Here is a 26,370-nt window from a genome sequence, read left to right on the forward strand (position 1 = left end):
CGGTTCATGCGGTGTGTTCGCTGTCAGCGGCCAGGAACTCGCCCAGCAGCCGGGCCAGGGCCGCCGGCTCTTCCAGGTGGGCGGCGTGGCCGGCCCCCGGCACACGGGCCGCCCGGCCGTCGGGACAGCGCGCCGCCGCCCGCTCCAGGGCCGCCGCGTAGGGCGCGTCGTGCTCGCCGGCCAGCCAGAGGACGGGCAGGGCCAGCCCGCCCAGCCGCGGCCAGAGATCGGGCTGGCGGCCGGGACTGGCCACCGCCAGGGCGCGGGCCAGGGCCGCCGCGTCGCCCTGCTCCCGGCGTGCGCGCCACTCCGCGAAGCGCGGCCGGGCACGCAGCGTGGCGAAGAGCGGCTGGGCGTACCAGTCGTCCAGGAAGGCGGCCAGGCCCTGCGCGCGCAACTGCTCCGCCCGCTCGTCGTCCAGGCGCGCGCGGCGCACGCGCTCCTGCGCGCCGGGCAGGCCCACGCCGGCCCCCAGCAGGGCCAGCCGGCGCACGCGTCCCGGCAGCCGCAGCGCCAGCCGCAGCGCCAGCCGCAGCGCCAGCCGGGCTCCCAGCGAATAGCCGATCAGCTCCAGCGGATCGTCGCCGGCCAGTTCCTCCAGCAGCGCGTCCAGCCAGCCTTCCAGCCGCTCCGGGACCGGCGTGGGTCGGAGTCCGTGGCCGGGCAGCACCGGCAAGGCTTCGAGACCCGGGGCCGGTCCCAGCCGGCTCCGCACCTCATCCCAATCGTCCGGAGCGCCCAGAAAGCCGTGCAGCCAGACGCGCCGCGCCGGCCCGGCGGGAGCGGCCTGAATCGCTGCCGCCGCCAGCCGGCGCGTGCGCCGGGCGTGGTCGGCGCCTTCCACGCGCAGCTCCAGCAGCAGCGGGCGGGGCCGCTCGCGCCAGCCTTCCAGCGCCAGATCCAGCTGTTCCGGATCCGCCGGGCGGGCGGCCTCCAGACCCAGCGCCCGGGCGGGCTCCACCAGCCGCAGGCCGTGGGAGCTCCACGCCCAGGGGTGGTCGGCCGAGTCCGGGTGCAGGCGGAAGATCCCGCCGCCGTCGTTGTGCAGGACCAGCACCAAGAGGGGCGTGCGCTCCCGGGCCAGCAGGGCCAGGCTGGAGAGGTCGTGGAGCAGGCTCAGATCCCCCAGCAGGGCCACGGCGGGCCGGCCCAGCCCGCGCTGGAAGCCCTGGGCGCAGGCCAGCTGACCGTCGATGCCCGACAGGCCGCGGTTCCCCGCGACGGGCACGTCGTGCTCCAGCCCGCCCAGCCACTGGTCCAGCAGCCGCACGGGCAGGCTGTTGCCGGCGAAGAGGCCGCAGCCCGCAGGCAGCTGGGCCAGCAGGTGGCGGACCACTGTAGCCTCCGAGAGTCGCGGCGGCGCATGTAACACGGCGCTGCGCCGGCAAGCGGCCCGGCGCTGGGCGGCCCCCAACGCCGCGCTCCAGCCGGGGTCGGGCGTGCCCGTGGACCAGGCCCCGACCAGCAACGCGGCCAGCAGCGCGGCCGGCCGGCAGCGCCAGCGCTCGCGCCCCAGACCCAGCGGGTCCTGCGGGCCCGGGTGCTCGTCCACCACCACCCCCGGCCGCCGGTGCAGGGCCTCCAGCAGGCGCCGGCTCACCGGCCGCTTGCCCAGCTGGAGCACGAAGTCACAGTTCGCCAGAAGGGGCAGCAGGTCCTCGCCCTGGCGCAGGATCAGCGGCCCGCCAGGCCACTGGCCCCAGAGTCCGCTGCCGCCGTCGGTCAAGAGGGGCCAGCCCAGTCGCAGGGCCAGCGCGCGGGCGGCCTGGCGATCCGCCAGCCGCGGCAGGTCGCAGGCCCAGACCAGGCCGCGCCGGGCCTGGGCCGGTCCGGCGGCCCACAATTCGCCCAGGGACTCGGGCAGCGGAAGGTTCTCGGCAGACAGGGCCGGCGCGAGCGCCGGGACGACGGGCGGGTCCGCAAGATCCGCCAGCAGGGGCTCGCGGAAGGCCAGGTTGAGCTGCAGGGCGCCGGGTCGCCGGCGCAGGTCGGCCAGCACGCGCTCCAACTCAGCGGCCCAGCCCGGCCGCCCGGGATCCAGCCGCAGCTGGGCGCGCACCAGCGGGGTGAAGGGCCCGAACTGGTCGACGGTCTGGTTGGCGCCGCGCCCGATCTCCTCTTCCGGCCGGTCGGCGGTCAGCAGAATCAGCGGCAGGCCGGATTCGCTGGCCTCCGCCGCCGCGGGCAGCAGGTTGAGCGCCGCGCCGCCCGAGGTGCAGACCACCAGCGCCGGTGGCAGTCCGGCGGCCGGGTCCGAGAGGGCGCGGCCGCGGATCCAACCCAGGGCCAGATAGCCCGCCGCGCGCTCGTCCAGGCAGTCCACGCGTTCCAGCTCCGGCCGTTCACGCAGGGCGGCCAGCAGCGGCAGATCCCGCGCCCCGGGCGCATGGGCGGCAAAACCCGCCCCGGCCTGCACCAGCTGCTCCAGCACGCGGCGGGACTGCTCCAGCGGGCTCATGCCGGCCTCCCCCAGGCTTGCAGCAGTGCCTGCTGCTTGTCCGTCGTCTCGCGCCATTCGTCCCCCGGATCGCTGCCCGCCACCAGCCCGGCCCCGCTCCAGAGCCAAATCCGGCGGCCCTGCAGCAGGGCGCCGCGGATCGCCACCCGGGCCTCGCAGCCGCCGTTGTCGCGAAAGCCCAGCACGCCGCCGTAGAGGCCGCGGTCGTGGGGCTCCAGCTCGCGCAGCAGGGCCAGGGCGGCGCCCCGGGGCCGGCCGCAGAGCGCGGGGGTTGGGTGCAGGGCCGCGAGCAGGGCGCCGTCCGTCACGTCGGCGGGCAGGCGCAGGCTGAGGCGGCTCTCCAGGTGCTGCAGGCTGGCCAGGCGGCGCAGGCGCGGGCCGCGGGCGGCGGGTGGGACGCCCGTTAGCTCCGTCAGGCGCTCGCGCAGCCAGTCCCGCACCACGGCGTGCTCGCGCCGCTCCTTGTCCGAATGCAGCAGCTCGCGGCCCAGCCGCCGGTCCCGGGCCATGTCGGCGCCGCGGGGTCGCGTGCCCGCCAGGGCCTGGGCCTCGAGCTGCCGGCCCCGGCGCGTGAACAGGCGCTCGGGACTGGCGCCCAGCCAGACGGGCCCGCCCCAACTGAGCTGATACGGCCAGCTCTCGGGCTGGGCCCGGGCCAGCCGCGCCAGCCAGTCGGGCGCGAGGTCCGCACGCGCCACCTGCAATCCACGGCGCCGGGCCAGCACGACCTTGTCCAATTCCGCACCCGGCCGGGTCAGAGTGGCCAGGACCTGTTCCACTTGCCGCTGCCAGGCCCGGCACGCCCCGGCGCTCTCCGCCGGCGGCTCCAGCGCCGTCCAGGTCGGGATTCGCGCCGGATCTTCCGCCGGATCCAGCAGATCCAGCAGCTGCCGGCAGCGCCGGCGCTCCCGCGGATCCGCGCCGTCCTCCAGCCGCAGAAAGAGCCCCACCCCGGCGCGCCACTCCAGCCGGGGGGTCCAGACCCGCACGCGGCCGAAGGAACGCCAGCGGGCGTCCGGCTCCCCCTGCGGATCGAAGCGCAGGCTGAACCAGCGCGTGGCCACGGGGGCGGGGCAATCCAGTAGTCCCGGATCGAGGCCCTCCCGGCGCCAGATCGCATCCAGGCCCCAGCGCCCTGGACCCAACCGGGCCTGGGGCAGACGCGCCGACGCCCGCTGGAAACCGGCGGGGGGCGCGAGGGCGGGCGCGGCCACGAAGCCTTCCTGCGGCCCCGGGCCGCAGGCCCGCAACCACTCCGCCATGGCGCGCCGGGCGGAACTCAGGTCCACGAACCCGCCTCCCGCGCGGCGCCACACTCGGCCTTGAGGAAGCGGTCCAGGCTCAGCAGCTGGCGCGCCAGCCCGGCGAAGGCGTCCAGGGTCAGGGCCTGGGCCGCGTCGCTGAAGGACTGGGCGGGCCGCGGATGGATCTCGAGCATGATGCCGTCGGCGCCCGCGGCCAGCGCCGCCCGGGCCACGGCGGGCACCAGCGTCGCGTCCCCCGTCCCGTGGGAGGGATCCGCCACCAGCGGCAGATGGACGCGCTGTTTCAGCCAGGGCAGGGCGTTGATGTCGAAGGTGAAGCGCGTGGCGCTTTCGAAGGAGCGGATGCCGCGCTCGCAGAGGGCGACGTGGGGGTTGCCGTGGCTCATGACGTACTCGGCGGCCAACACAGTCTCCTCGAGGGTGCTGCCGAAGCCGCGCTTGAGCAGCACGGGTCGGCCGCAGCGGCCCAGCTCCTTCAGCAGCGGATAATTCTGCGCGTTGCGCGAGCCCACCTGGATCACGTCGCTGTGCTCGGCCACGCGCGCCAGGTCGCGGGGATCCAGCAGCTCGGTGATCACGGCCAGGCCGTGCTCGTCGGCCGCGCGGCGCAGGTGGTCCAGGGCCGCGGCCCCCAGCCCCTGGAAGTGGTAGGGACTGGTGCGGGGCTTGAAGGCGCCGCCGCGCAGCCAACCCGCGCCGGCCGCAGCCGCCGCGGCCGCCACTTCGCGCATCTGCTCCAGGCTCTCCACGCTGCAGGGACCAGCGATCAGCTGCAGATCCCCGCCGCCCAGCCGGTGCCCGCGGGCCTCGAGGCAGCTGTCCGCCGCCTGCCAGGCGCGTCCGGCCAGCACGAAGGGTTCCGGTTGCCACCAGGCCCGCCGCACGCCCGGCAGCCGCCAGGCCGCCGCATCCGGCGCTTCGTCATCCGCCCGCCGTCCGCCCGCGGGCCAGGGCACGCGCAGGAAACTCGTCCAGTCCGCCTGGATGTGCTGGTAGTCCAGCTCCGCCTCCTCCAGCCGCCGCAACAGCTCGGCGCCGGGCTCGGCTCCGGGCGGCAGTTCGAGGATCAGCAGCCGCGCGCTCATGCGGCGCCCTCCGGTTGGTGGGCCATGCCGCGCAGGGTCAGGGCCAGAAAATCGCGCACCAGCTCCTCGCGCCCGGGGCCGGGCTCGACCTCGAGCTGCTGGTCCCGCTCCTGCCAAGCGTTGAGCAGGGCTTCCAGGTGCAGGTTGAGCAGGAAGGCCAGCCGGCCGGCCTCCAGGTCCCCGCGCAGCTCGCCGCGCTCCTGGCCTTCGCGGATCAGCTCCTCCAGGAAGTCCCGGCTGCGGCGGCGCAGAGCCTCCACTTGCCGGCGACCCAGCGGCACCTGGCTGCCGGGCAGCACGCGAAACCAGATGCGCGCCAACTGGGGCCGCTGCTCGAGGAAGTCCAGGCCCGTGCGGACCAGCGCCTCCAGCCGCTGGGCGAAGCTCTCCTGCCGCGTGCGGTCGCGCAGGGCCCGCAGGTCCTCGCGGATGCCGCCCGCGGCCAGCCGCACCAGGGCGTCGAAGAGCACGGCCTTGCTGGGAAAGTAGGTGAACAGGCTGCCCTTGCTGATGCCGGCCTGGCGGACCACCGTGTTGAGGGAGGCGCCCTCGTAGCCGTGGCTGGCGAACTCCTCCACCGCGGCCTGCACGACCAGTTCGCGCTTGCCGGCGGGCAGCGAATGCCAGAGGGGTGTGCCCGGACTCTCCCCCGCGGGCGGCGGGGAAGCGGGATTCGGGAAAGGCAGGGAAACAGGCATCTCGGCTCCTTGACCAAGCGGTCATTGACCACCCGGTCAAGGTAGCGCGGTCCGGGCCGCTCTTCAAGACCCGGGCCGGAGGGCCGCGCCAAAAACGAGCGAGGGCGCGTCACCGCGCCCTGACTCATCCCCACAAAACGTGGCTTCCCACGGGAAACCCTGTCTGCCGCAGGCCGCTCCCACGCAGACCGGTCGGCTCCCACACCGACGCCAGAGGAGAATGCAGACACCGTGCCAAGTGCGAGTCAGTTGACCGGCAACCACTTATCCCATTTGCCGTCCGAGGGAAATGCCCCGCTTCGGGGGAAAGGCCCCGCCTGGGTTCAATTCCCCCACTCCAGCGGCCAGCGCAGCGTCTGGCTGGAACGGAGGCGCCCGTCGGCCTCCAGCTCGCTCAGGAAATAGCAGCCCGCCGCCCGCGCTCCCAGTTCCAGCCGCGCCCGGCCGGCCTGCACGGGCACGCGAGCCAGTTGCCGACCGAGCAGATCGTGCAGGACCAGGACCGCCGGGGCCCGGCCCGCGTCGGGCCAGTTCAGCACCAGGGCCCGGGCCTCCTGGCGCAAGGCCGGTCCAGCGGCCCGCGCGGCCAGCCGGGCAGGCCGGTCGGGCGGCAGCGGGTCCGCCAGCGCGGGCAGGGCCAGATCCAGCCAGCCTGCGGCACCCGTCACGCGCAGGCTGTCCCGGGCCAGCCGCAGGGCGCCGGTGAGCGGCAGGTCGCGGCGCCACTCCTCGCGGACGGGCAGGTTGTCCCAGAGCCGGTACTGACGCAGGCAGCCGGCTTCGTCCAGGGTCAGGAGCCGGTCCGCCCCCCGCGCACAGGCCCAGCGGGCCCCGGGCAGTTCCAACGCCGGCTCCGTCTCCTCCCAGTGGCCGGCTCCGCAACTCCAGACCCGCACGTGGTCGGGCTGCAGCAGGAAGAGCCGGTCCTCCAGGAGCAGCAGGCCAGTCAGCTCCGGCGGCGCGGCCCGCCCGTCCACCAGGCGCGGCGCGGCGGGATTCCAGCGCTCCAGCAGCCAGATCCGGCCCCCGGCCCAGGCCGCCGCCCAGAGCGGCGCGGCGCTCAGGCTCTGGCAGCCCGCCAGGGGCAGCGCGTGCAGCTCGCGCGGCGGCGAGTCCTCCGTGGAGAGAGTGTGAAGCCCCGCGCTGTCCGCCACCAGCACGTGGTCCTCCAGGGGGGCGGCGCAGCGCAGGCCCGGAGCCGGCCAACCGCCCAGCGACCCGCCCTCGTCCGCGTAGGCCCAGAGGCCCTCGGCGTCCAGCAGCAGCGGACCGGCTCCGGCGGGCAGCAGGCCGCGCGGCCCCCGGGCCTGCCGCACCCGGTCCCAGCGCCCGCCCACCCGCCGCTCCAACCCGCCGTCCGCGGCCAGCCGCCAATCGGAGGTCCAGCGCGGCAGGCGATCCAGCAGAGCGGGAGGCCGCTCCAGTTCCAGCTCCCCGCGCCAACCCGCCGGTCCCGGCCGCCACCAGCCGCGCTGCCGGGCATCCTGGCGCAGACTCAGGTCCGGCTGCACGGGCAGCCACTGCGCCCCGGCCTCCGGAGCGGGCAGCACGGCCCGGGGCTCCACGTCCCGCTCCCAGAGCCACCAGCCCCCCGCCACGTCCTGCAGCCAGAGGCCGGCGGGCGTGGCCCGCAGCCGGCGCCAGCACGGCCACTCGGGTCGCCCGCCGGACGCCCCATCGAAGACCGGCGGATGCCCGCCGTCGTCGTCCAGCCAGCGCAGCCGGCCGCCGGGGTCCAGCCCCAGCAGGCGGTCCTGGCGCGGGCACCAGTCGCGCCAGTCCGCCGGAAGCTCCGCCACGGGGCGCAGTCCGCCGCCGCCCAGGCGCCAGATCCGCCCGCCCAGCCGCAGCCAGGGGCGGCCCTCCGCCACGCGCAATTCGCGCGCCCCCGGCTCGCCGGGCAGGGGAATCAGTTCCAGGATCTCCGGTGAGGAGAGCCCGTGCAGGGCCACGCGGCGCAGGCTGGCGGCGCCCAGCAGCCAGCAGGCGGCGGGTCCGGCGGCTTCCGCGGCCAGACAGAGCCGGTCCGCCTGCCAGATCTGGGGCGAGGCCGCGGCCAGGCCGGCCAGCCGGCCGTCCGCCAGCACGGCCCAGGGCCCCGCCGGGGTTGGAATCACAGCCACCACGCCGGCCGGAAACCCCTCTTCGTGCGCTGCGTCGGTGGTGCCCGTCGCCAGCCAGACGTGGTGCGCGCCCCAGGCCGCCCGGCCGCCCGGCCAGACAACGGCTCCCTGCCAGTCCTCCGAGAAATGCAGCGCCGCCTGCACGCGCAGGATCAGCAGCAGCAGTCCGACCACTCCGTGTTTCATGTCGTCTCCCTATCCGTGAATCCAGGACTGCGGTTGGCGCCCGGGAGGATCCGGCGGAGCGGGATGCGCGCAGCTAGGGAGGGCCGGCGGCCGGCTGCCAGCGCAGGCGGGGCCGCGGCAGCGCCCGTGCCGGCCGGGCCGCGTCCGCTTCCAGTCCCTGCCAGAGCCAGCCCTGTTCATCGGTGCGCCAGCTCGCCACGCCCCGCTCGGACAGGCGCGCCAGGATCGTCGGGTGGGGATGGCCGTAGCGGTTGCCCCGGCCGCAGGAGATCCAGGCCCGGCGGGGAGCCACCGCCGCCAGCAACTCCGGGCTGCTGGAGCCGCGCGACCCGTGGTGGCCCAGCTTGAGCGTGCCGGCCCGCCACCAGGGGCCCCAGTCCGCCAGGCGCCGCTCCTCCTCGTGACCCATGTCGCCGGTGAAGAGCAGAGTGTCCCGGGGTGTCTCGAGCCGCAGCACGATGCTGCGCTCGTTGCCTTCCAGCCCCTGGGTCGGCGGCGGCGGACCCAGCACGCCCAGCCGCCAGCCCGGCTCCAGTTGCAGCCACTGGCCGGGACGCGCCTCCACCAGCGGCAGCGACTGACGCTCCAACTGCGCACGCAGACGGTCCTGGGGCGCATTGGCCTTCCACTCGCCGTTCCAGAGCACGCGCCGCACGGGGATCTCCGCCAGCAGGCCGGCCGCGCCCCCCAGGTGGTCCTGGTCCGGATGCGTGAGCACAAGCCAGTCCAGCGGGCCGGCGTGCAGGCGGCCCAGCGCCCGGGCCAGTTCCGCGCCCCGGCGGTCCGGCGTGAAGGGATTGGACCAGCCCGCGTCCACCAGCACGGCCCGTCCGGCGGGGCTGCGCACCAGGAGCGCGTCCCCCTGCCCCACGTCCAGCAGGCAGACGGCGGAACGGGGCCGGTCCAGCGCGGGCAGCAGGTCGGCCGCCGCCAGGGTCAGGCCCGCCGCCAGGGGCCAGCTCCAGCGGCACCGGGCGCCCGGCCAGAGCAGCGCGGCCAGGGCCAGACCCAGCAGCAGCAGTTGCAGGGGGTGCGGATCCCAGCTCAGGCTGAGCACGGGCGTGCGCCGGGCCAGCCAGACGATCAGACCCGCCAGGACCTCGTTCAGCGCGCCCAGCGGCTCGCCGGGCAGGGGCAGCCAGAGGTGGAGAAAGCCGCCCACGGTCAACGCGGACGAGAGCGGCACGGCGGCCAGGTTGAGCAGCACGCCGCTCAGGGGCAGCACGCCGAAACAGGCCAGCTGGGTGAGCAGCGTGCCGGCCTGGGCGGCCAGGGTCACGCGCAGGGCGGTGGCCAGGGCGCGCAGCCCGCGCCGCAGCCGGCCGGCCACCGGCGGGGCGCCGGCGCCCATTCCCAGCAGCAGGCCGGCCACCGCGCCGTAACTCATCTGGAAGCCCGGGCGGACCAGCTCGCCCGGATCCAGCCAGAGCGCGCAGGTGGCCGCCAAGGCCAGCACGGAGAGTCCGCCCAGCGGACGGCCCAGGCGGCGCGCGGCCAGCAGCAGCAGGGCCATGCCCACGGCCCGCTCCACCGAGACCTGGTTGCCGGCCAGGGGCACGTAGAGTCCGAGCAGGCCGGCCAGCAGCAGGTCGCGCACGAGGCCCGGCACCGGCAGCGGGCCCAGGCCCTGGCCCAACGTGAGGGCCAGCACGCCCACGTTCAGGCCCGAGACGGCCAGCAGGTGGGCCAGCCCCGTCGCCTGCCAGACGGCGACGTCGTAAGGCGGCAGCCAGGCGGTTTCCCCCAGCAGCACGGCCACCAACCAGGGACCGCCTGTGCCCGAACCGCAGAGCAGGCGGCGCGCGCACCAGGCCCGCAGCCGCGCACTCCAGCCCGGCGGGGCGACGGGCGGGGCACCGGCCACCGCGCGCAGCAGGACGCGCGTGGTGTCCAGTCCCAGCCGGCCACAGCGCCCGCGGCTCCAGCCCTGGGCGCGGCGATCGGGGGCGTGGGGCGCCGGGGGCGGCCGGAAAGGCTCCCAGAGCGGCTCGTCGTGCCCGGGCCGACGCACCAGCAGCCACGCGCCCGCGGAGCGCAGGGGCGGGCAGCGTCTCTCCCGCGGCCAGACCTCCAACCGCCCGGGCAGGGCCTGCCAGCCCGAGTCCCGGCAGGCCCAGGCCGCGCAGACCAGCGGACGGTGCAGGGGTGGCCCGTCCTCCGATTGCCGGCGCAGCTCGCTTAAGGATTCGCCGCCGTCGACCAGCGGACGCAGCAGCAGGGCCGCGCTCTGGGATCCGTCGGCCCGCGGAGCGGGCGCAGCGGAGGGCGGACGCGAATCCCCGCTCGGCGTGCCGTGGGTCAGCCAGAAGAGCAGGAGCAGGGCCAGGCCGAGCCGCAGGCTGCCCGCGCCGCGCCGCAGGTTGGGAGCCAGCAGCAGGACGGGCAGCACCAGCCAGGCCCCGGGCGGCGGGGCGGGCAGCACGCGCCAGAGCAGCGCCCCGGCCAGCGTCCCGCCCAACAACCAGGCGTGCACGCGGGGCAGGTGCGGACGCTCCGGCCGCGGCTCAGACATCCGCCCCACCCTCCCAGCGCAGCTCGGGCGGACAGAGATCCTCCAGGAAGTGGAGCTGCGGACCCTGGGGGTCCAGCTGCACGAGCAGCACGTCCACGCGACAGTGGGTCGGCCGGCCGGGGCCGCCCTCCAGCCAGCCCGAGCGGGCCAGGGTCTTGAGCAGCAGGCGCAGTTTGCGCTCGTCCACGCGCTCCAGCAGCAGCTCCAGCGGCCCGCGCCCGCACTTCACCTCCACCACGTGCAGGACGCCGTCCCGCTCGGCCAGCAGGTCCACTTCGCCGGCCTGGCGGCGCCGCAGGTTGCGTTTGAGAATCCGGAAGCCGCGCGCCTCCAGCCAGTCGGCGGCCAGGTCCTCCCCCCGCTGGCCCCGGCGCCGGCAGCATTCCATTCCGTCCAGCATCCCCTGCTGCGCCGCGCCCGGTCGTCTGGCCATGGTCCCGCTCCTTGTCTTCGTGGAGGGGTCCCAACGGCCGCGCCGGGGCCGGGGTTGCAGCAAGGAAAACGGGCCGGCGGAAAATCCGTCGGCCCGTCCAGGGATCAGGTCAGGCTGGGCTCAGGGCCGCGCGGGCGGCGGCGGCGGGGGCGGGGCCTGGACAGTCAGCCGCTGCACGGCCGAGCGGGTCTGCAGGCCGCCGGGATCGCTGGCCAGCACGCTCCAGCGCCAGACGCCGGGCTCCAGCTCCACGCTGGCCGTGCCGCCGGACACTGGCACGCGACGCTCACCGGCAGGGCCTTCCAGCACCAGCTCGTGGCGGACGGATTCCCCCGGATCGGGATCGCGGGCTTCCGTCCAGCGGAAGGTCAGCGAACCTGGCGCCACCTGGCTGCCGTCCTTGGGCGTCAGCCCGCCCGGCGTGCCCGGCGCCTCGGCCCGGGCGTTCAGCACGTATTCCTCCACGGGCGTCCAGTCGCTGCTCTTGCCGTCCTGGTCCACCACCCGGGCGCGCACGAAGCGCCGGCCGTTTTCCTTCAGCGCCAGCGGGGCCGACCCCGCCGCCGCGTCCACCTTCTGGCTCAGCGGCGCCTCCCGGAAGCCCGCGTCCGCCGCGCTGTTCAGCTCCACCTGCAGGCGCTGGGGACGGCGGTCGGGGTCCTGGGGCGCGTCCCAGCCCAGCACCACGGGCGCGCTCTGCAGGCCGCCCGCCGGGCTCAGCCGGCCGCTCCAGCGCGGCGCCTCGTTCACGGCGTCCCAGACGCCGTTCCAGCTCTCCGACCAGGGTCCCGTCAGGCCGTGGGGATCCCGGGCGCGCACCCGGAACCAGACCTCGCCGTTCTCCGGCAGGCCGCTGAGCTGCGCCAGGGGCAGGCGCAGGCCCGGCACCTCCTTGACGGCCCCGTCGCTGAACGAGCGGGTGCTCGACCAGGCCAGTTCGTAGACCAGCCGGTCCGCCGGATCGGGATCCGCGGACTCCGTCCAGGCCAGGGCGTCGGTCGAACCCAGCAGCTGGCCGGCGCGCCCACTCAGGCTGACGGGGCCCGGCCGGCTGTCCACCGTGAAGCGCAGGGGCAGCGAACTGGCTTCGAGTCCCGTTTCGTCCAGGGCCGTCACGGTCAGGCGCAGCTCCTGGTCGTTCTGCAGGGCCTGGGTGAGCCGCAGCGCGGTCTCCGATGTCTCCTTCTTCTGCAGCAGGGCGCCGTTGCCGTCCTCGAGGGTGACCCGGTAGCGCACCTGCGCGTCCAGATCGGGATCGGCGCAGGCGCTCCAGGCCACCTGCAGGCCGCTCAGGTCATAGAGCTTCTGGCCCGCGCCAGGCGTGCGCAGCTGCGGCACGGCGGGCGGTTCGTCTTGCAGGTTGACAGCCAGGACCAGCGGCGCGCTCCAGGGGCCGGGCGTGCCCTGGTCGTCCAGGCAGCGCAGGCGCAGGTGCCAGCGGGCGTTGTCGCCCAGGGTCAGGCCGCTCACCGCCCGCTCGCCGGCCGGGACCCGCTGGGTGGCGGCATTCTGGAAGTTCGCCGCCGTGGCCAGCTGAAGTTCGTGCCAGAGGTTGGCGGGGGGATCGCTGTGGTCGGGATCCGTGCCCGGCGTGAAGGCCAGGCTGGGCCGGTCCGTGCGCAGGGCCCCGCCCTGGCCCAGCTCCGCGGTGAAAACCGGCGCGCTGGGGGCGTTGTTGGCGCGGTTGAACCAGAAGCGGCCCGCTGTGGACGTGGACTCCAGCCCGTGGGGATCACGCGCCGTGACGGTCCAGCGCAGTTCCTGATCCTCGGGCAGACGCTCCACGCCCGGCAGGCGGCCGAGGGCCAGCTGGGTGGCGGTCAGGCCCGGCGCCTGGGCCAGGGCCTTGCCCGCCGCATCCTGGATCTCCACGCGGTAGCTCAGGCGGTCGGCGGGATCCGGATCCTGGGCGGCCGACCAGCTCAGCAGGTCCGGCAGGCCCAGCTCGTCTTTCTCCACCCGGGGCTCAGGCGCGCTGGGATGGCTGTCCACGCTCACCCGGCGGGCGGGCAGGCCGGCCTCCAGCCCGCTCTCATCCTTGACGCTGACCTTCAGCAGGTAGTCGGAGCGGCTGGCGAGGGCCGCCTTGGCCGTGGCGCGGGTCTCGCTGGTCTGACCCTGGGCCAGCACCTGGGCAGGCTGCGCGGCGGAGAGCAGCTGCCACGAGTAGGTCAGCCGGGCGTCCACGTCGGGATCCGTCGCGGCCTGCCAGGCCAGCTCCAGCTGGTCCAGTTTGAAGAGCCGGGCGCCCTCGGCGGGCTCCAGCCAGGCCAGCCCGGCGGGGGCCTCGTCCGCCTGGTTGAACACGAACTGGCGTGCCGCGCTCCAGCCGCTGGCGCTGCCCTCGTTGTCCAGGGCCTGCACGCGCCAGTACCAGCGCGCGTTGTCGGCGATCCGACCCGTCGGCAGCCATTCGGTGCGGCCGGTGAGGCGCTCCTCCAGCAGCCGGCCCTGGAAGCCCGGGTCTTGGGAGAGCTGCACGACGTAGGACAGGCTGCTGGCGGGATCGCTGTGGTCGGGATCCGTCGCCGCGCTCCAGCTCAAGGTGGGCTCCTGGCGCTGGAGGGCCTTGTCGGCCGGCGCCTGCAGGACCACGGGCCCCGGCGCGCTATTGGAGCGGTTGTACCAGAAGGTGGCGGGCTCCGACCACTCGGAGGCCACGCCGTGGTTGTCCAGCGCGCGCAGGCGCCAGCTGTGGGCCTTGTCCTCCGCCAGCAGGCGGCTCTCGCTCCACGCCTCCAGCGACTGGCTGGCCAGGTCCGGGCCCTGCAGGTTCTTCAGGTGGAAGAGCGGCTTGGCGAACTCGCCGCCCTGGGCGATGGCCTGGATCTCGTAGACCAACCGGTCCTGGGGCCAGGGATCCTGGCTGGGCGTGAAGCGCGGCGTCTGGTCGGCCCGCGCCTCCTCGCCCCCGCTGGGGAAGAGGATCACGGGCGTGGAGGGCGTGGAATCCGGCAGCAGGCGCAGGGCGCGCCGGCTGCGCGTGGTGCGCCCGGTGTTGTCCTTGGCCTCCACGGCCCACCAGAGGGGCACGCGGTTGGGGAACTCGTCCTTCAGGCGCAGGGCCAGTCCGACGCCCGCCGGCACGCGCTTCGGTTCGCGCAGGTCCTCGCTGGCGCTGAGCAGCAGCGTGTACTCGACGCTGGAGAGCGGATCCGGGTCCGGCGCCGCGGCCCAGCTGAACTCGGGCTGCAGGTCGGCGCTGGTGCCCGTGGGGCCGGCCAGCTCGAAGGACGCCGGGGCTTCCTCGACGGGGTTCACGTAGAAGCGGCGCGGCGCGCTCCAGGCGCCGGCCTCGAAGCCGTCGCTGACCCGCACGCGCACCCAGTAGCCGCCGTCGTCCTCCAGGTCGCGCTCCAGGGTCCAGCTGGCCTCGCGCCAGTCGGCGGGATTCGTCGCAGCCAGCACGTGCTGGAAGAACTCGTCCTGGGCCAGCTGGAACTCGTAGCCTACCGGATCGCCTTCGCGGTCGCGGACGGGACCGGCCTTGACCTGGGGCCGCAGGGTGGGCAGCAGGGCGCTCTCCGCCGGCTCCAGCAGCACGGGCACGTTGGGCAGGGAATTCAGCCGCAGGGTGGTCTGGGCGTTGTCGCTGCGGATCAGGAAGCGCTTCCAGGCGCTCCAGGCGCCGCCGCCCTGGACGCGCAGGCGCACGAAATAGCGCTCGCCGTCCGCCAGGGGTTTCCCCTGGTAGCTCAGGCTGCGCGACTGGGCCGCGGCCGGCCGCGGGCCGGAATCCCAGAGGTCCGCCGGGGTGAAACTGGAGTCCGAAGCCACCTGGAGCTGCCAGGCCTGCTGGTCGACGCCCAGCAGGCTGAAGTACTGCCAGCCCAATCGCAGGGTGTCCGCCACCAGGTGGGTGGGGTCGGGGTCGGAGAGCACGGCCAGCTGGTGCACCACGGGCCGCGCCTCGTCCACGCGGTAGAGGCGCTTGAGCTCGCGATTGGCCGTGGAGGTGAAGAGCACGTGCTCGCCCACCCGCACATTCAGGCGCGGCGTGTCCTCTTCGGAGCGGTTGAGGGCCAGCCGGGCGCGGAAGATCCCGCTGGCCTTCTCGGTCTCCAGGAAGATCAGCGTGAGGGCCTCCTCGGGTCGCTCCAGCACGCGCACCTCGGCGCTGGTCTGGTCCAAGGCGTAGCGGTTGCGGTCCACGGCGCCGATCTGGATGCGGGCCACGGCCTGGTCGCAGAGATCGAAGGCCAGGGTGTCGGCCCAATTGCGGTCGCCCATGGCGTGCAGGCTGAGGATCTCCACCGGCTGGGTGAGCAGGTTGGCCACCGGGCGGTCGCGCCAGGGGGCGGTGACCAGCTTGCGGTCCTGGCCGCGGCCCCGCTGCTGGACCTTGCCCTGCACGAGGAACTCGTCGGTGGTGCCCCACCAGTTGCCGGAGAGGTCCAGGTCCTCGGCCAGATTCAGGCCGTAGACCTCCACGCCGCCGGACTGCAGGCTGTTGCCCTTCACCTCCGGCCGGCAGTCGGTCTGGAAGACCAGGCCCGTGGAGCGGTCCTCCCCCGTGGCCTCGTAGAGCGCGTTGTCCAGGATGCGCGGGCTGGACGAGGAGACATAGATGGCGCCGCCCCAGCCCACGCACGAATTGTCGATGAAGGCGTTCTCCTTCACCAGCGGGTTGGAGACCGAGATGTAGAGGCCGCCCGCGTGGCGCGCGGAGCGGTTCTGCACGATGAAGTTGCGCAGAATCTGGGCGTCGCTGTAGAAGAAGCAGTAGAGCGCGCCGCCGTCGTCCAGCAGCGATTCGTTGCCCTCGAAGGTGCAGGACTCGATCAGCGGGGTGGCGAAGTTGTAGGCCACCAGGGCGCCGCCGCGGTCGGCCTTGTTGCCCAGGAAGAGGCAGTCGCGGATGATGGGCGCGCTGCCGTTCAGGTAGACGGCGCCGCCGTCGTACTGGTCGTCCACCACCTGGCCGCCGGAGCGGAACTCGCAAAACAGCAGGCGGCTGCCGCCGGAGTCGTCCAGGTAGCGGCCGTCGCCGTCGTAGCAGGGCAGGTCCTTGTCGCCCAGGAGCTTGACGTTGCCCCAGCGCTGGCCTTCGACCTGGGGCTCGAAACGGATGGGGGCCCGCTTCTCACCCAGCGCGTGGAGCTCGCCCTCCACCACCAGGCAGGCACCTTCGCCCAGGCGCACGTTCACGCCGGGTTCCAGCCAGAGGCTGGCGCCCGCGGGCACCGTCAGCGTGGCGGGGATGAGCAGCGGGGATTCGTCGGCCCGGACCACGCGCTTGCCCTGCAGGGTGCCCCGCAGCTCCACGGCTCCCGCGCTCCCGGCCATCGCCAGCAGGAGAAGCACCGCACCAACCCGTCCCGTGCCGATCATGACCCACCTCCGCAACACACTCAGCGTATCAGCAGCAGGCGCTCCGCCGCTTGGAGCGGGCCCTGTTCCACCACCAGAAGATACAGTCCACTCGCCTGCCCTGACAGGGCCAGCCGCTCCGTCCAGAGCCCCGCCGGCAGCGCCGCGCGCCGGCCCTCCAGCACCAGCCGGCCCCGCAGATCGTAGACGCGCCAGCCCAGCGCGCCCGGCCGGGGCAGCGTTACCTGGAAGCGAGTGTCCGGATTGAAGGGATTGGGCGCCACGCCCAGTTCCAGGCCGCCGGGCCGCCCGGGCGCGGGCTCCCCGGACAGGTCCAGGGCCTCCCACTGGTCAAGCGCGGCCTGGCCCGCCGCGCGCAGGGCTTCCAGGTCGGACCCCGCGCACAAAACCAGCGCCAGCTCGCGCTGCTGTCCGGGCGCCAGATCCAGCGGCGCGGCGCCCAGCAGGATCTGCTGGTCGGCGGGCGTCTCCGTGGCCGTCTGTCCGAAACCGGCGTTCAGCCAGCCGAAGAGTTCGCCGTCCTCCAGCCCGAAACCCGACCACTCGCTCCAGTGGCAGAGCCGGTAGGCCCAGGCCGCCTCGGAGAGCCAGCGCGCGCCTACTTCAAGGCCGCCGGCGTCCGTGATCCAGCCCGTGCCGGTCTGGCTGTCCCAGCCGCCCGTGTCGTTGTTGTAGCTGCCGGCGACGTCCAGATCCAGCCAGAGGCCGGGCTGGAGGCCGCTCAGGGGCTGGCTGCCCGTGTTCTGCAGCGTCCAGCGCAGAAGGACCCAATCCGCGTCCGGCCAGCTGTGGACGTCCTGGCGCACGCGCAGGCCCGCCAGACCCGTGGCCGAGAACTCGGCCTCGCTGTGCAGCGCGCCGGCGTTCTCCTCGCGGCGGATCTCGCCGCCGGGCAGGCTGAGCAGCTCCGCCGGATCGCCGGGCACCATGGTGGCGTTGTGGGCCACCTGGCCGTCGGCCAGCGCCAGCAGCAGGCTGCCGTGATAGAGATGCGAGGGCGAGCCGGGCGGCCAGCGCAGGCCGTCGCCCACGGCCTGGTTCTGCTCGAAATCGTAGTAGCCTTGCACGCCCGCGCCGCCCACGCTGAGCTGCAGGCGGGAATTGTCGTGGGTGACGTAGGTGGGTGCCACGCGGAGCAGCAGGTCCGCGCCCTGGCTGAAGCCGCCCTCCGCCGTGAAGAGCAGGTGCAGGCGCAGGTCCTGGCCGGGTTCCAGCCCGCTGGCCAGGGTCAGGGAAAAAGCGTCCGTCGGTTCCACCAGCTGGCCCTGGGACAGGGCGCCCAGCTGGATCAGGCCATCCTGGAGCGTGCCCTCGCCGGCCTGCAGGAAGCAGGCGGCCTGCAGACTGCCGAAAGTGCCCAGCAGCGCGCGGACCCGCAGCCGGACCTGGACGGCCTCGCCGGGCTCGGCCACGCCGTCCGCGTCGGCGTCCGCCACGACGAAGCCCTCCAACTGGACGGCCCGCGGCGACTGGCTCAGGGTGCGCCAGGCGTTGAGCCGCCCGCTGCCCAGCTTGCCTTCCAGGCCGGGGTTCTGTTCGTCCACGTTGTCGCAGCCCGCCTTGACGCGCTCGCGCAGCTGGTCGCCTGTCTCGCCCGGGAAGCGGCTGGAGGCCAGGGCGCAGAGGCTGGCCGCCAGCGGCGTGGCCATGGACGTGCCGCTCTTCAAGCCGTAGCCCCCGCCAATCACGCTGGAGAGGATGGCGCTGCCCGGAGCGCAGAGGTCCACCCACCAGCCCACCTGGCTGCCCGCCAGGCGCGTGTCCTCGGGCGTGGAGGCCGCCACGCAGAGCACGCCGTCGTAGGCCCCCGGGTAGTGCAGGCGCTCCGTGCCGTCGTTGCCCGCCGAGGCCACCACCAGGGCGCCCAGCGCGCGGGCGGCCTGGATCACCTCGTCTTCGTAGGTGGAGCGGCTGTCGCCGCCCCAGGAGCAGCTGATGATCCGCGCGCCGGCCTGGGCCGCGTACCAGATGCCCTCCACGCCGCGGCTCACCGTGCTCTGGTGGCCGGCGCGCACGGCCAGCAGGCGGGCGCTCCAGGCCGGACAGGCCAGGCCCGCGCCGTTGTCCGTGACACAGGCCGCCGTGCCCGCCGTGTGCGTGCCGTGGCTCTGGTCGCCGGCGGCGGGGCTGGGATCGCCATCCCCGTCCAGCAGGTCGGCGCCGTGCAGGTCGTCCACGATGCCGTTGCCGTCGTCGTCCACGCCGGCCAGGCCCGTGCTCTCGACCGGGTTGGTCCAGAGGGCTCCGGCCAGGTCGGGATGGCTCAGCTCGACGCCCGTGTCCACCACGGCCAGCAACACCTCCCCCTGACCCACGTGAAGATCCCAGGCCGCCGGGGCCTGGATCTGGGGCAGGGACCAGAGCTGGCTGTAGAGGGGGTCGTCGGGGAGGCGGTCGGTCTGGCGCAGGGGGGCGGACTCGAGCCAGTGCGGCGCGGCCTCCGCCTGCACGTGCTTGAAGACTTCGGCCAGTGAAGCCTCCGCCGGCAGGCTGAGGCGCAGGACGGCCGCCAGTTCGGGAGGTGGTGTACCGGGCAGGGCCTGTTCCAGCCGGGCGCCGGCGGGCAGGTGCCCTCGGAGAGTCGAAGCGGGTTCCAGCAGGCGCCGGGCCGTGGCCGCGTCCGCGCAGCGGAAGACCCAGTCCGTGGCGGGTCCCGCCGTGGCCTGCGTCGCCAGCAGCAGGATCAGGAGCAAGGCCGCGAGCGCCGCGCGCAATCCGGCGGACACGTGCGGGTGCGAACAGCGCGGCATGTCCCCCCCCCTTCCTGCCGAAGCGCCCGAACCCGCCGGGTCGGATCCCGGCCTGCGATCGGGCGCGAGTGGATGTCGTGAGTGCCTGTCAGCAACCGGGTCCGCCGCTGCGCTCGTCCGCCCGGCCCGAGGGGGAGGCGTCAGCGGGAGAAGAGCAGGTGGCCCAGATGGCCCAGCAGTTCCTCGCGCGTGGACTGGGAGATGCGCCGACCACCCAGGGGAAAGCCCGGCAGGCGACGGGCCAGGGCCCGCAGTTCGCGCACCGGCAGGGCCCGCAGGTCCTCCGGCGTGGCCGGGTGCCGGAGGGTCGTCGCGGGCGTGGGACCCGGGGCGGGAAGCGGATCCGCGGGAGACCAAGCCTCCCGTTCCAGCGAGCCCGCCAGGGCGCGCACGCCGGCGGCGGGACGGGGAATCACCAAGACGGAGACCACGCGGCCCACGCGCTCGGCGGCCCGGGCTCCGGCATCCACGGCCGCCTGGACGGCGGAGGTCTCGCCTTCCACGCAGATGGTGATCAGGGCGGGATTCACCACCTGGCGTTGCACCAAACGCACGCGCGCCGCCTTCAACATGGCGTCGCAGGCCTCGATGGCGGCCACCAGACCACGGGTTTCCACGAAGCCCAGTGCTTCATCCATGGAAAAAACACGCGCCGCCGGTGTGGGCGGCGCGCTCCGTTTCAGGACCGACGCGGGAGGATCAGTTCCACTTCCGCATGGGGACGCGGAATCACGTGGACCGACACCACCTCGCCCACCTTCTCGGCGGCCGTGGCACCGGCGTCCGTGGCGGCCTTCACCGCGCCCACGTCGCCGCGGACCATCACGGTCACGTAGCCGCCACCCACCTGTTCCCGGCCGATCAGCTCCACCTTGGCGGCCTTGACCATGGCATCCGCCGCTTCGATGGCGCCCACCAGGCCCTTGGTTTCCACCATGCCCAGGGCTTCAAGAGACATGCCTGCATCCTCCAGACAGATTGATCACTCCCGACGGAGACCGGCTGCGCTCGCCTGCGAGACGGGCGGCGGCTCCAGCGGCTGCAAGGTAGGAAAGAGGAGCGGCCGGTGTCCATCGCCGCGGCACATTCTGCGGTCCCGGCGGGCCCGGGATTCCGCTGCCGACCGGACCCGCGGTCCGGCTTCAGTACTTGAACGCGCTGCCGCCGATGTACTCGCGCAGGATGGACGTGCGCGGCACGCTGCGGTCCTCCACGGCCAGGAAATTGTAGAGGAATTGGGCCAGCCGGCGGGCCTCGGCGTACTCCGGATGCGAGGGTTTGATCTGCATCAGCAGCGGCTCGACCTTGGGCTTGAGCACGGCCAGTTCGAAGTCCAGGGCGGAGTTGAAGGTGGCCTCGGACTCGCGCTGGAAGGGGAAGATCCAGCGCTCCTCCCCGCGCCGGACGCTGGCCCAGCTGCGCAGGGTGTCCAGCGCCGAGTGGCCCCGGTAGCGGTGGTCGCGCACCATCCGGCGCATCAGGCGGTTGTCCGTGGTGGAGATGCGGTTGTTGCGGTCCAGGTTGAGCTGGGTCAGCGCGCTGACGAAGATCCGGAACTTGCGCTCCGCCGGGACCATGGCGCTGAGCAGCGGGTTCAGCCCGTGGATACCCTCGACGATCAGCAGCTGGTCGGGTTCCAGCCGGATGCGCCGGCCGTGGAACTCGCGCTGCTTGGTCTGGAAGTTGAAGGTCGGCACCTCGATCTCCTGGCCCTCCGTCAACCGGGCCAGGCTCTCGTTGAAGTAGGGCAGGTCGACGGCCTCCACGTGTTCGAAGTCCAGCTTGCCGTCCTCGTCCCGGGGCGTCTGCTCCGGACCCACGAAGTAGTCGTCCGTGCCCAGCACCACGGGGCGCAGGCCGTGGACGGTCAAGTGCGTGGTCAGGCGCTTGGCGAAGGTGGTCTTGCCCGCCGAGGAGGGTCCGGCGATGAGCAGCAGGCGCAGCTCGGCGCGCCGGGCCACGATGCGTTCGGCGATCCGGCCGATCTTCAGCTCGTGCAGGGCCTCGGCCGTCCGCATGAAGGCCTCGATCTCCCCCGTTGCGATGGTCTCGTTGAGGCGGCCCACGGTGTTCACGCCGAGGATCCGGCCCCACTCCTTGTGCTCCTGATAGATCTGGAACAGGTGTGGCTGGCGCTCCAGCTCCTCCACCTGGTGGGGCGGACGCGGAGTGGGCAGGTTCAGGACGAAGCCGCGCTCGTACTCCACCAGGTCGAAGCGCTCCAGCAGCCCCGTGCGTGAGACCAGCGGGCCGTGGGCCAGGTCGGTGAAGCCCGCGCAGGCGTGCAGCACCACGTGGGGCGGGTTGCGAAAGCGCAGCAGGTCCAGCTTGTCCGTCTGCCCGGCGGCCTGGAACTGCTCGATGGCCTCCTCGAAGGAGACCTTGCGGCGCTCGATGGGCAGGTCGCGCTCCACCAGCCCGCGCATGACGGAGCGCAGCTCGTCCAGTTGCTCCGGGCTGATCCCGTCGTGGGCGTTGTTGCGGAAGCTCCAGAACAGGCCCTGGCCCAGCGAGTGCTGCAGGGAGACCACGGCCGCGGGGAAGCACTCGCGCAGGGCCTGGGCGGTCAAAAAGGAGAGCGAGCGCTGGTAGACGCGCCAGCCGTGGGCGTCGGCCAGGGTCAGGAAGCGCACGCGCGCGTTGATCTCCAGCGGATAGGAGAGCGAGACCAGGTCGTGATTGACCAGCGCGGCCACGGGCTCCAGTCCGGCGCACAGCGCGGTTGCGCCCGGCAGCGAACCCACCAGGGTGCCGGCGGGGACTTCGTGCACGGCGTCGTGTTCCAGGGTGACGCGCAGGCAGGCGGAAGGCTGGGGGAACATCGGGTCTCCGGTGGATCAGGCGTCGCGCGGGCGCGGCTGCTTGGCCAGACAGGCCTCGGTGACGCGCTGCACGTAGTCCAGGTTGAGGGGCTTGCGGATGAAGTCCGTGGCGCCGGCCAGCAGCAGTTCGCGGGCGATCTCCGGCGCGTCGTGGCCCGTGATCATCACCACAGGCACGCTGGAGTGGATCTCGCGGATGCGCCGGATCACCTCCAGGCCGCTCATGCCGGGCATCACGATGTCCAGGAAGAGCAGGCTGGGATGCTCTTCGGCCAGCAGGCGCAGGCCTTCGGGGCCGTCGCCGGCCAGCAGCACCTCGTGTCCCAGGGCGGACAGGAACGCGCCCAGGGTCTCCCGCACGCCGGGATAGTCGTCGATGATCAGGATGCGACCCTTCATGCGTTCCCCTGACTGAAGATGCGTCGTATTTCGGCATCCAGCAGGGGCATCTTGAAGGGTTTGATCAATGTGGCCTGGACATCGAAGGGCGCCAGATGGTGCAATTCCTGGGCGTAGCCCGTGATCACGATGATGGGCAAGGCCGGCTGCTTGGCGCGGACTTTTTCCATCAATTCGATTCCGCTCATCCGCGGCATGTTGATGTCGGTGATCAGCAGGTCCACGGAGCAGGTCTGCAGGAGATCCCAGGCCGCCTGGCCGTCCGCCGCGTCCAGGACGGGCGCGAAGCCGTAGTACTCGAGGAACTGGGCCAGCACCCGACGGTAGTCGTCGTTGTCCTCCACCACCATCACGCTGCGGGTTGCTTGAGCGTCCATCGGGCCCCGGGGTTTGGTGCGCCCAACGGCCTGTCGGGCGTGGGCAACTTACGCCCGCCGTCGTCAAATCGCAACGCGCCGGGCCGGACGGCGGGTCAGGAGGGATCGGAGCGCCCGCGGCCATGGGGCGCCTTGCGCCGCAGGGGTCGGGGCAGGGGCCGGGCGTGCAGGTCGGGCTCCGCCGCTCCCGGCTCGCGTCCGGGAGACTCGTCGCGCAGCGGCGCTTCGGGCCGCGCCGCCGCTTCGGGTTGCGCGCGCTCGGCCTGCTCCAGGTCGTACATGTGCACGTTGGGCAAGGCGTAGGCCTTGATCCGGGCGTGCTTGAGCTCGTTCAGCTGGTCGAGGATCGCCTTGATCACCACCACCTGGTTCTCCACCGACTGCAGGGCCTCCAGGGCGCCGGGTCCCAGATCCTTCTGCAGCAGACGCACCATGTCCAGCTGGGCCAGGATGACGGAGAGCGGCGTGTTGATCTTGTCGGAGACTGTGACGGCCATGCGTTCGATGCCGCTCAGGCGCTCGGCCTCCAGCCGGGTCTGCTCGAGCTTTTTGAGCTCGCGGATGTCCTTGGCCACGCCCAGCACGCCGGTGATCCGGTTGCGCGCGTCGCGCATCCAGCTGAGCGAGAGCTGGACGGGGACTTGTCGCCCATCCCGGGCCCGCAGGTTGGTCTCGAAGGTGAGGTGGTCCTGGCCCTGGCGCATGGCGCGCCGCATGTCCGTCAGCAGCGCGCCGGCCTCCGGGTAGAGGGCCGGGGCGTGCCGGCCCACCATGTCCGTGGCCGAGAGGCCCAGCATGCTCTCCGCGCCGGGATTGAAGAGCGTGATCCGCCCCACCCGATCCGTCACGACGATGGCATCAGTGGCGGAGGTCACCACGCTGGTCAGGAACTCGCGCGCCGTCTGGTTCTCCATCAGCAGCCGCTGGCTGTGGATGGCCGCCGCGGCCTGGAGGGCCAGCACGCTGATGAAGCTCTCCTCCTCCTCCAGCGGCGGGTGGCGCTCGTCGCCGTAGACCAGCAGCAGGCCGTAGACCTCGCCCTCGTCCATCACAGGCACGGCCAGCAGCGAGGCGGCGCCGGCACGGCCGCGCACGGCGGGGGCCCAGGGCGGCAGCTGCTCGGGCAGCGGCTTGTAGCGCAGGCGGCGCTCCCGGTTGCCCAGCAGGTAGGGCAGGGGGTCGTCCCCGGGCAGGCTGGCGGGCAGCACGCTCTCGCCGGGCTCGAGGCTCAGGTCCTTGCCCAGCAGGCAGGCGCGCCGCAGCTGGTGCTCGTTGCGCCGGTACTCCCAGGCCACCACGGCCTGCACGCCGGCCAGGTCCAGGGCCGTTTGGCCGAACTGGGCCAGGATGGCCTGGCTGGTGCGCAGGTCGCGGATGCGCCGCGAGAGGTCCAGCAGGCCCAGCAGGCGCGAACTCTCCCGGCGGGTGGCGGCGTAGAGCCGGCTGTTCTCGATGGAGAGTGCGGCCTGGTTGGTGAAGGTCGAGCAGAGGCGCAGGTCCTGGTGCGTGAAGAGCCGGTCCGGATTGTGGCTGTCCACGCGCAGGATGCCCAGCACCGAGTCCTGCACGCGCATGGGGACCATGATGCAGCTCTGCAGGCGGCCGCCGGCCTCGGGCAGGAACTGGCGCACGGCGGCGGGCTCGGCCAGCAGCAGGGGCTTGAGCTGGCTCACCACCAGGCCCTCGGGGCACTCGCCCAGGGCGATCCCCTCCTCCGGCGGCTGGCCGGCGCGCAGGCGGGTCAGGCTGCGGCCGTCCGGGCTGAGCAGCAGCAGGCTGGCTTCGTCGGCCTCGATCAGGCGGTGGATCCAGGCCAGGCTGCGCTCCAGCACCTGGGGCAGGTCCAGACTGGAACCCAGGTCCACGGCGGCCTCGAAGAGCAGGTTGAGCCGGGTGTTGAGGCGCGTCAGCTCGTGGTGCGTGCGCATGCGCCGCTCGATGGAGCGGAAGATGCAGAGGTGGCCCAGGCGCTCGCCCGCCGGCCCGAGGATCGGACTGGCGTTGAGCGAGGCGTGGAGGTCGCGGCCGTCGGCGTGGTGCAGCAGCACGTCGCGGTCGCGCAGGCACTCGCCCTGGCCCAGCAGGCCGCGCAGCTCGGCGCCCGTGGCCTCGTCCAGCAGTTCGTGCTCCACGGGCTGGTTGAGCAGCCGGCCCACCGGCACTCCCAGCAAGCGCTCGAGCACGGTGGAGATGAGGATCATCTCGTAGTCCGGGCTGAGCACCACGATCAGGTCGTCGCTGGAGTTGATGATGCTCTGGAAGAACTCGCGCACGTCCTGGAGTTCGCGGGTCTGTTCGCCCAGCCGCAGCCGGAAGCCGTCCTGCAGGCGCGTGCGCGCCAGGGCCTGGGCCATGAAGGGCGCCAGCAGGCCCAGCAGGTTCTCGTCCCGGGCGTCCAGCCGGCCGGGCTCGGCGTGGGAGACGTTGACCACACCCAGGACCTGTCCGCCCACCTGCAGCGGCGCGCAGAGCAGGCAGCCCGGCGTCCGGAAGGGCGCGTCCTCCGAGGGGGCCAGCTCCAGGAAGACGGGATCCAGCCGGCAGTCCGGCACCAGGCGGCCGCGCCCGTGGCGCACCACCCAGCCCGCCGTGCCGCGCTCCAGGGGCAGGGCGCGCGTGTTGCGCGGCTCGTCGGCGGGGTCCGCGCCCACGATTTCCAACTGCTGATGTTCCATGTCCAGCAGGTAGAGCGAGACGCTGTCGGCCCCGAAGAGCCGGCGCAGCTCGCCGGGCAGCCGGTCGAACAGGCTCTCGCTGTCGGTCCAGGCCGCCAGCAGTGCGCCCACGCCGCGCAGCGCGGCCAGCTGGTCCAGCTGCGCCTGCAGCTCGTCGATGTGCTCGCCCAGGGACTGGCGCAAGTCGCGGATCAGGCCGTCCTGGGCGCGCAGGGCGTGATCCGAGCGCAGCAGCACCAGCTCCAGGTCCGACGGCTGGCCGCCGGCCAGCAGGGAATCCAGGGCGCGTTGCAGCAGGCGGCGCAGATCCACTCCCGGCTCAGGCATGCCGGCCTCCGGCGGGTCGCGCCGGCAAACCCAGCCGCCGGGCCAGGGCCTCGTCGATGGGCAGCTCCGTCGTCTCCGCGGCGCCCAGCTTCCAGGCCGCGCGCAGCAGGTCGCCCCGCCGGGCCGCCGTGGGGTCGGAGTCCGCCGGCGCCGAGGTCGCCAGCAGGGCGGCCGTCAGCTCGGGATGCAGGCCCGCAGCCCCACCCAGGCTGTCCAGCAGCCAGGGGCCCAGCTGCCCGGCCGGGGGCTCCGCGCCCGCGGCGGCCGCGCACTGGCCGGCCCACTCCAGCAGGTGCAGCAGGGTCCGCTCCAGTTCGCCCGGCCGGTACTCGGCCGCCGGCACCTGCTCCAGCAGGCGGCGCGCGGCGCGGCGGCAGGCCTGGGCACGGGAGCCGGGGGCGTCCGGACAGGGCTGGATCAGCAGCAGCAGGGCGTGCAGCAGGCGATGGGATTCGGGCAGACCCAGACGCTCGACGGCCTCGCGGGCCGAGCGCGGACAGTCCGCGGGGTGGGCGGCGGCGCTGCCCGCCCGCCGCAGCAGGGCCAGCAGCAGGGGGGCGTGGGTCTCGGCCAGCCGGGCCAGGGACTCACCGTTGGGCCGGGCGTCCAGCCCTTCCCGCAGCTCCAGCCAGTGGGCCGGGGCCAGCGGGGCCTCCGCAAGCCGTTGGCTGGAGATTCGTTTGTCCATGCCCACCAAGGTCTTGTGCTGCCAACTTCCCAAACGCACAGCGCGGCGCGGCGGACGGAGCGCACGCACCGGGGGGGGATTGCAACAGGTTGTGTCCCGAGCCATGTTCAGGGCGGGCTGAATATGCCTTCTGCCGGTGGCCCCGACAAGACTTATCCGCTGTTGGGAAGAGCGTCTTGAGCCACTTGCGCAGCTTGCGTGACCGCGGGGCGCGCCCACAAAAAAAGTCCCGGCAAAACCG

At 73.8% G+C, this 26,370-nt stretch carries 16 protein-coding genes; all 16 read right to left on the reverse strand.

Translation table 11 applies throughout. From position 1 onward, the window contains the following. Positions 1 to 4: 4 nt before the first annotated feature. The 16 genes from menD to WC326_07560 all read right to left on the reverse strand — a co-directional run bounded on the left by menD (position 5) and on the right by WC326_07560 (position 26,129). The gene (menD, locus tag WC326_07485; protein MFA7330899.1) at positions 5 to 2,458 is read right to left on the reverse strand and encodes a 2-succinyl-5-enolpyruvyl-6-hydroxy-3-cyclohexene-1-carboxylic-acid synthase; all 2,454 of its coding nucleotides are present in this window, start codon (positions 2,456 to 2,458) and stop codon (positions 5 to 7) included. Next, the gene (locus WC326_07490; protein ID MFA7330900.1) at positions 2,455 to 3,747 is read right to left on the reverse strand and encodes an isochorismate synthase; all 1,293 of its coding nucleotides are present in this window, start codon (positions 3,745 to 3,747) and stop codon (positions 2,455 to 2,457) included. The genes menD and WC326_07490 overlap by 4 nt, the downstream gene beginning before the upstream one ends. Next, the gene (aroF, locus tag WC326_07495; protein MFA7330901.1) at positions 3,738 to 4,808 is read right to left on the reverse strand and encodes a 3-deoxy-7-phosphoheptulonate synthase; all 1,071 of its coding nucleotides are present in this window, start codon (positions 4,806 to 4,808) and stop codon (positions 3,738 to 3,740) included. The genes WC326_07490 and aroF overlap by 10 nt, the downstream gene beginning before the upstream one ends. Beyond that, a complete protein-coding gene (locus WC326_07500; GenBank protein MFA7330902.1) occupies positions 4,805 to 5,506 on the reverse strand; it encodes a TetR/AcrR family transcriptional regulator in 702 nt (233 codons plus the stop codon). The genes aroF and WC326_07500 overlap by 4 nt, the downstream gene beginning before the upstream one ends. A gap of 323 nt (positions 5,507 to 5,829) precedes the next feature. After that, entirely contained in the window at positions 5,830 to 7,815 is a 1,986-nt protein-coding gene (locus tag WC326_07505) for a hypothetical protein (protein ID MFA7330903.1), read from the reverse strand. A gap of 73 nt (positions 7,816 to 7,888) precedes the next feature. Next, complete coding sequence (locus tag WC326_07510; GenBank protein MFA7330904.1) at positions 7,889 to 10,327, reverse strand: DNA internalization-related competence protein ComEC/Rec2; 2,439 nt, start codon at positions 10,325 to 10,327, stop codon at positions 7,889 to 7,891. Continuing rightward, entirely contained in the window at positions 10,320 to 10,760 is a 441-nt protein-coding gene (locus tag WC326_07515; protein ID MFA7330905.1) for a YraN family protein, read from the reverse strand. Before WC326_07515 ends, WC326_07510 begins: the two co-directional genes overlap by 8 nt. 120 nt (positions 10,761 to 10,880) lie before the next feature. Next, positions 10,881 to 16,091 carry a right-handed parallel beta-helix repeat-containing protein gene (locus WC326_07520; protein MFA7330906.1) on the reverse strand — a complete coding sequence of 1,737 codons (5,211 nt, stop codon included), beginning with the start codon at positions 16,089 to 16,091 and terminating at the stop codon, positions 10,881 to 10,883. A 20-nt stretch (positions 16,092 to 16,111) separates the two neighbouring features. Continuing rightward, entirely contained in the window at positions 16,112 to 18,841 is a 2,730-nt protein-coding gene (locus tag WC326_07525; protein MFA7330907.1) for a S8 family serine peptidase, read from the reverse strand. A 140-nt stretch (positions 18,842 to 18,981) separates the two neighbouring features. Further along, positions 18,982 to 19,479: a BMC domain-containing protein gene (locus WC326_07530; GenBank protein MFA7330908.1), complete on the reverse strand. Its 498-nt coding sequence runs from the start codon at positions 19,477 to 19,479 to the stop codon at positions 18,982 to 18,984. 41 nt (positions 19,480 to 19,520) lie between these two features. Then, positions 19,521 to 19,799 (reverse strand): BMC domain-containing protein, encoded by a 279-nt coding sequence (locus WC326_07535; GenBank protein ID MFA7330909.1) that lies wholly within the window; start codon positions 19,797 to 19,799, stop codon positions 19,521 to 19,523. Between the two features lie 184 nt (positions 19,800 to 19,983). Beyond that, positions 19,984 to 21,663 carry a nucleoside kinase gene (locus WC326_07540; GenBank protein ID MFA7330910.1) on the reverse strand — a complete coding sequence of 560 codons (1,680 nt, stop codon included), beginning with the start codon at positions 21,661 to 21,663 and terminating at the stop codon, positions 19,984 to 19,986. A 15-nt stretch (positions 21,664 to 21,678) separates the two neighbouring features. Beyond that, positions 21,679 to 22,062 (reverse strand): response regulator, encoded by a 384-nt coding sequence (locus WC326_07545; protein ID MFA7330911.1) that lies wholly within the window; start codon positions 22,060 to 22,062, stop codon positions 21,679 to 21,681. Continuing rightward, positions 22,059 to 22,439, reverse strand: coding sequence for a response regulator (locus tag WC326_07550; GenBank protein MFA7330912.1), 381 nt, complete (start codon positions 22,437 to 22,439; stop codon positions 22,059 to 22,061). The genes WC326_07545 and WC326_07550 overlap by 4 nt, the downstream gene beginning before the upstream one ends. 95 nt (positions 22,440 to 22,534) lie before the next feature. Beyond that, positions 22,535 to 25,441, reverse strand: coding sequence for a GAF domain-containing protein (locus WC326_07555; protein ID MFA7330913.1), 2,907 nt, complete (start codon positions 25,439 to 25,441; stop codon positions 22,535 to 22,537). Next, a complete protein-coding gene (locus tag WC326_07560) occupies positions 25,434 to 26,129 on the reverse strand; it encodes a hypothetical protein (protein ID MFA7330914.1) in 696 nt (231 codons plus the stop codon). The genes WC326_07555 and WC326_07560 overlap by 8 nt, the downstream gene beginning before the upstream one ends. Positions 26,130 to 26,370: the final 241 nt, after the last annotated feature.

The organism is Candidatus Delongbacteria bacterium (assembly GCA_041675285.1).
GTDB lineage: Bacteria > CAIWAD01 > CAIWAD01 > CAIWAD01 > CAIWAD01 > CAIWAD01.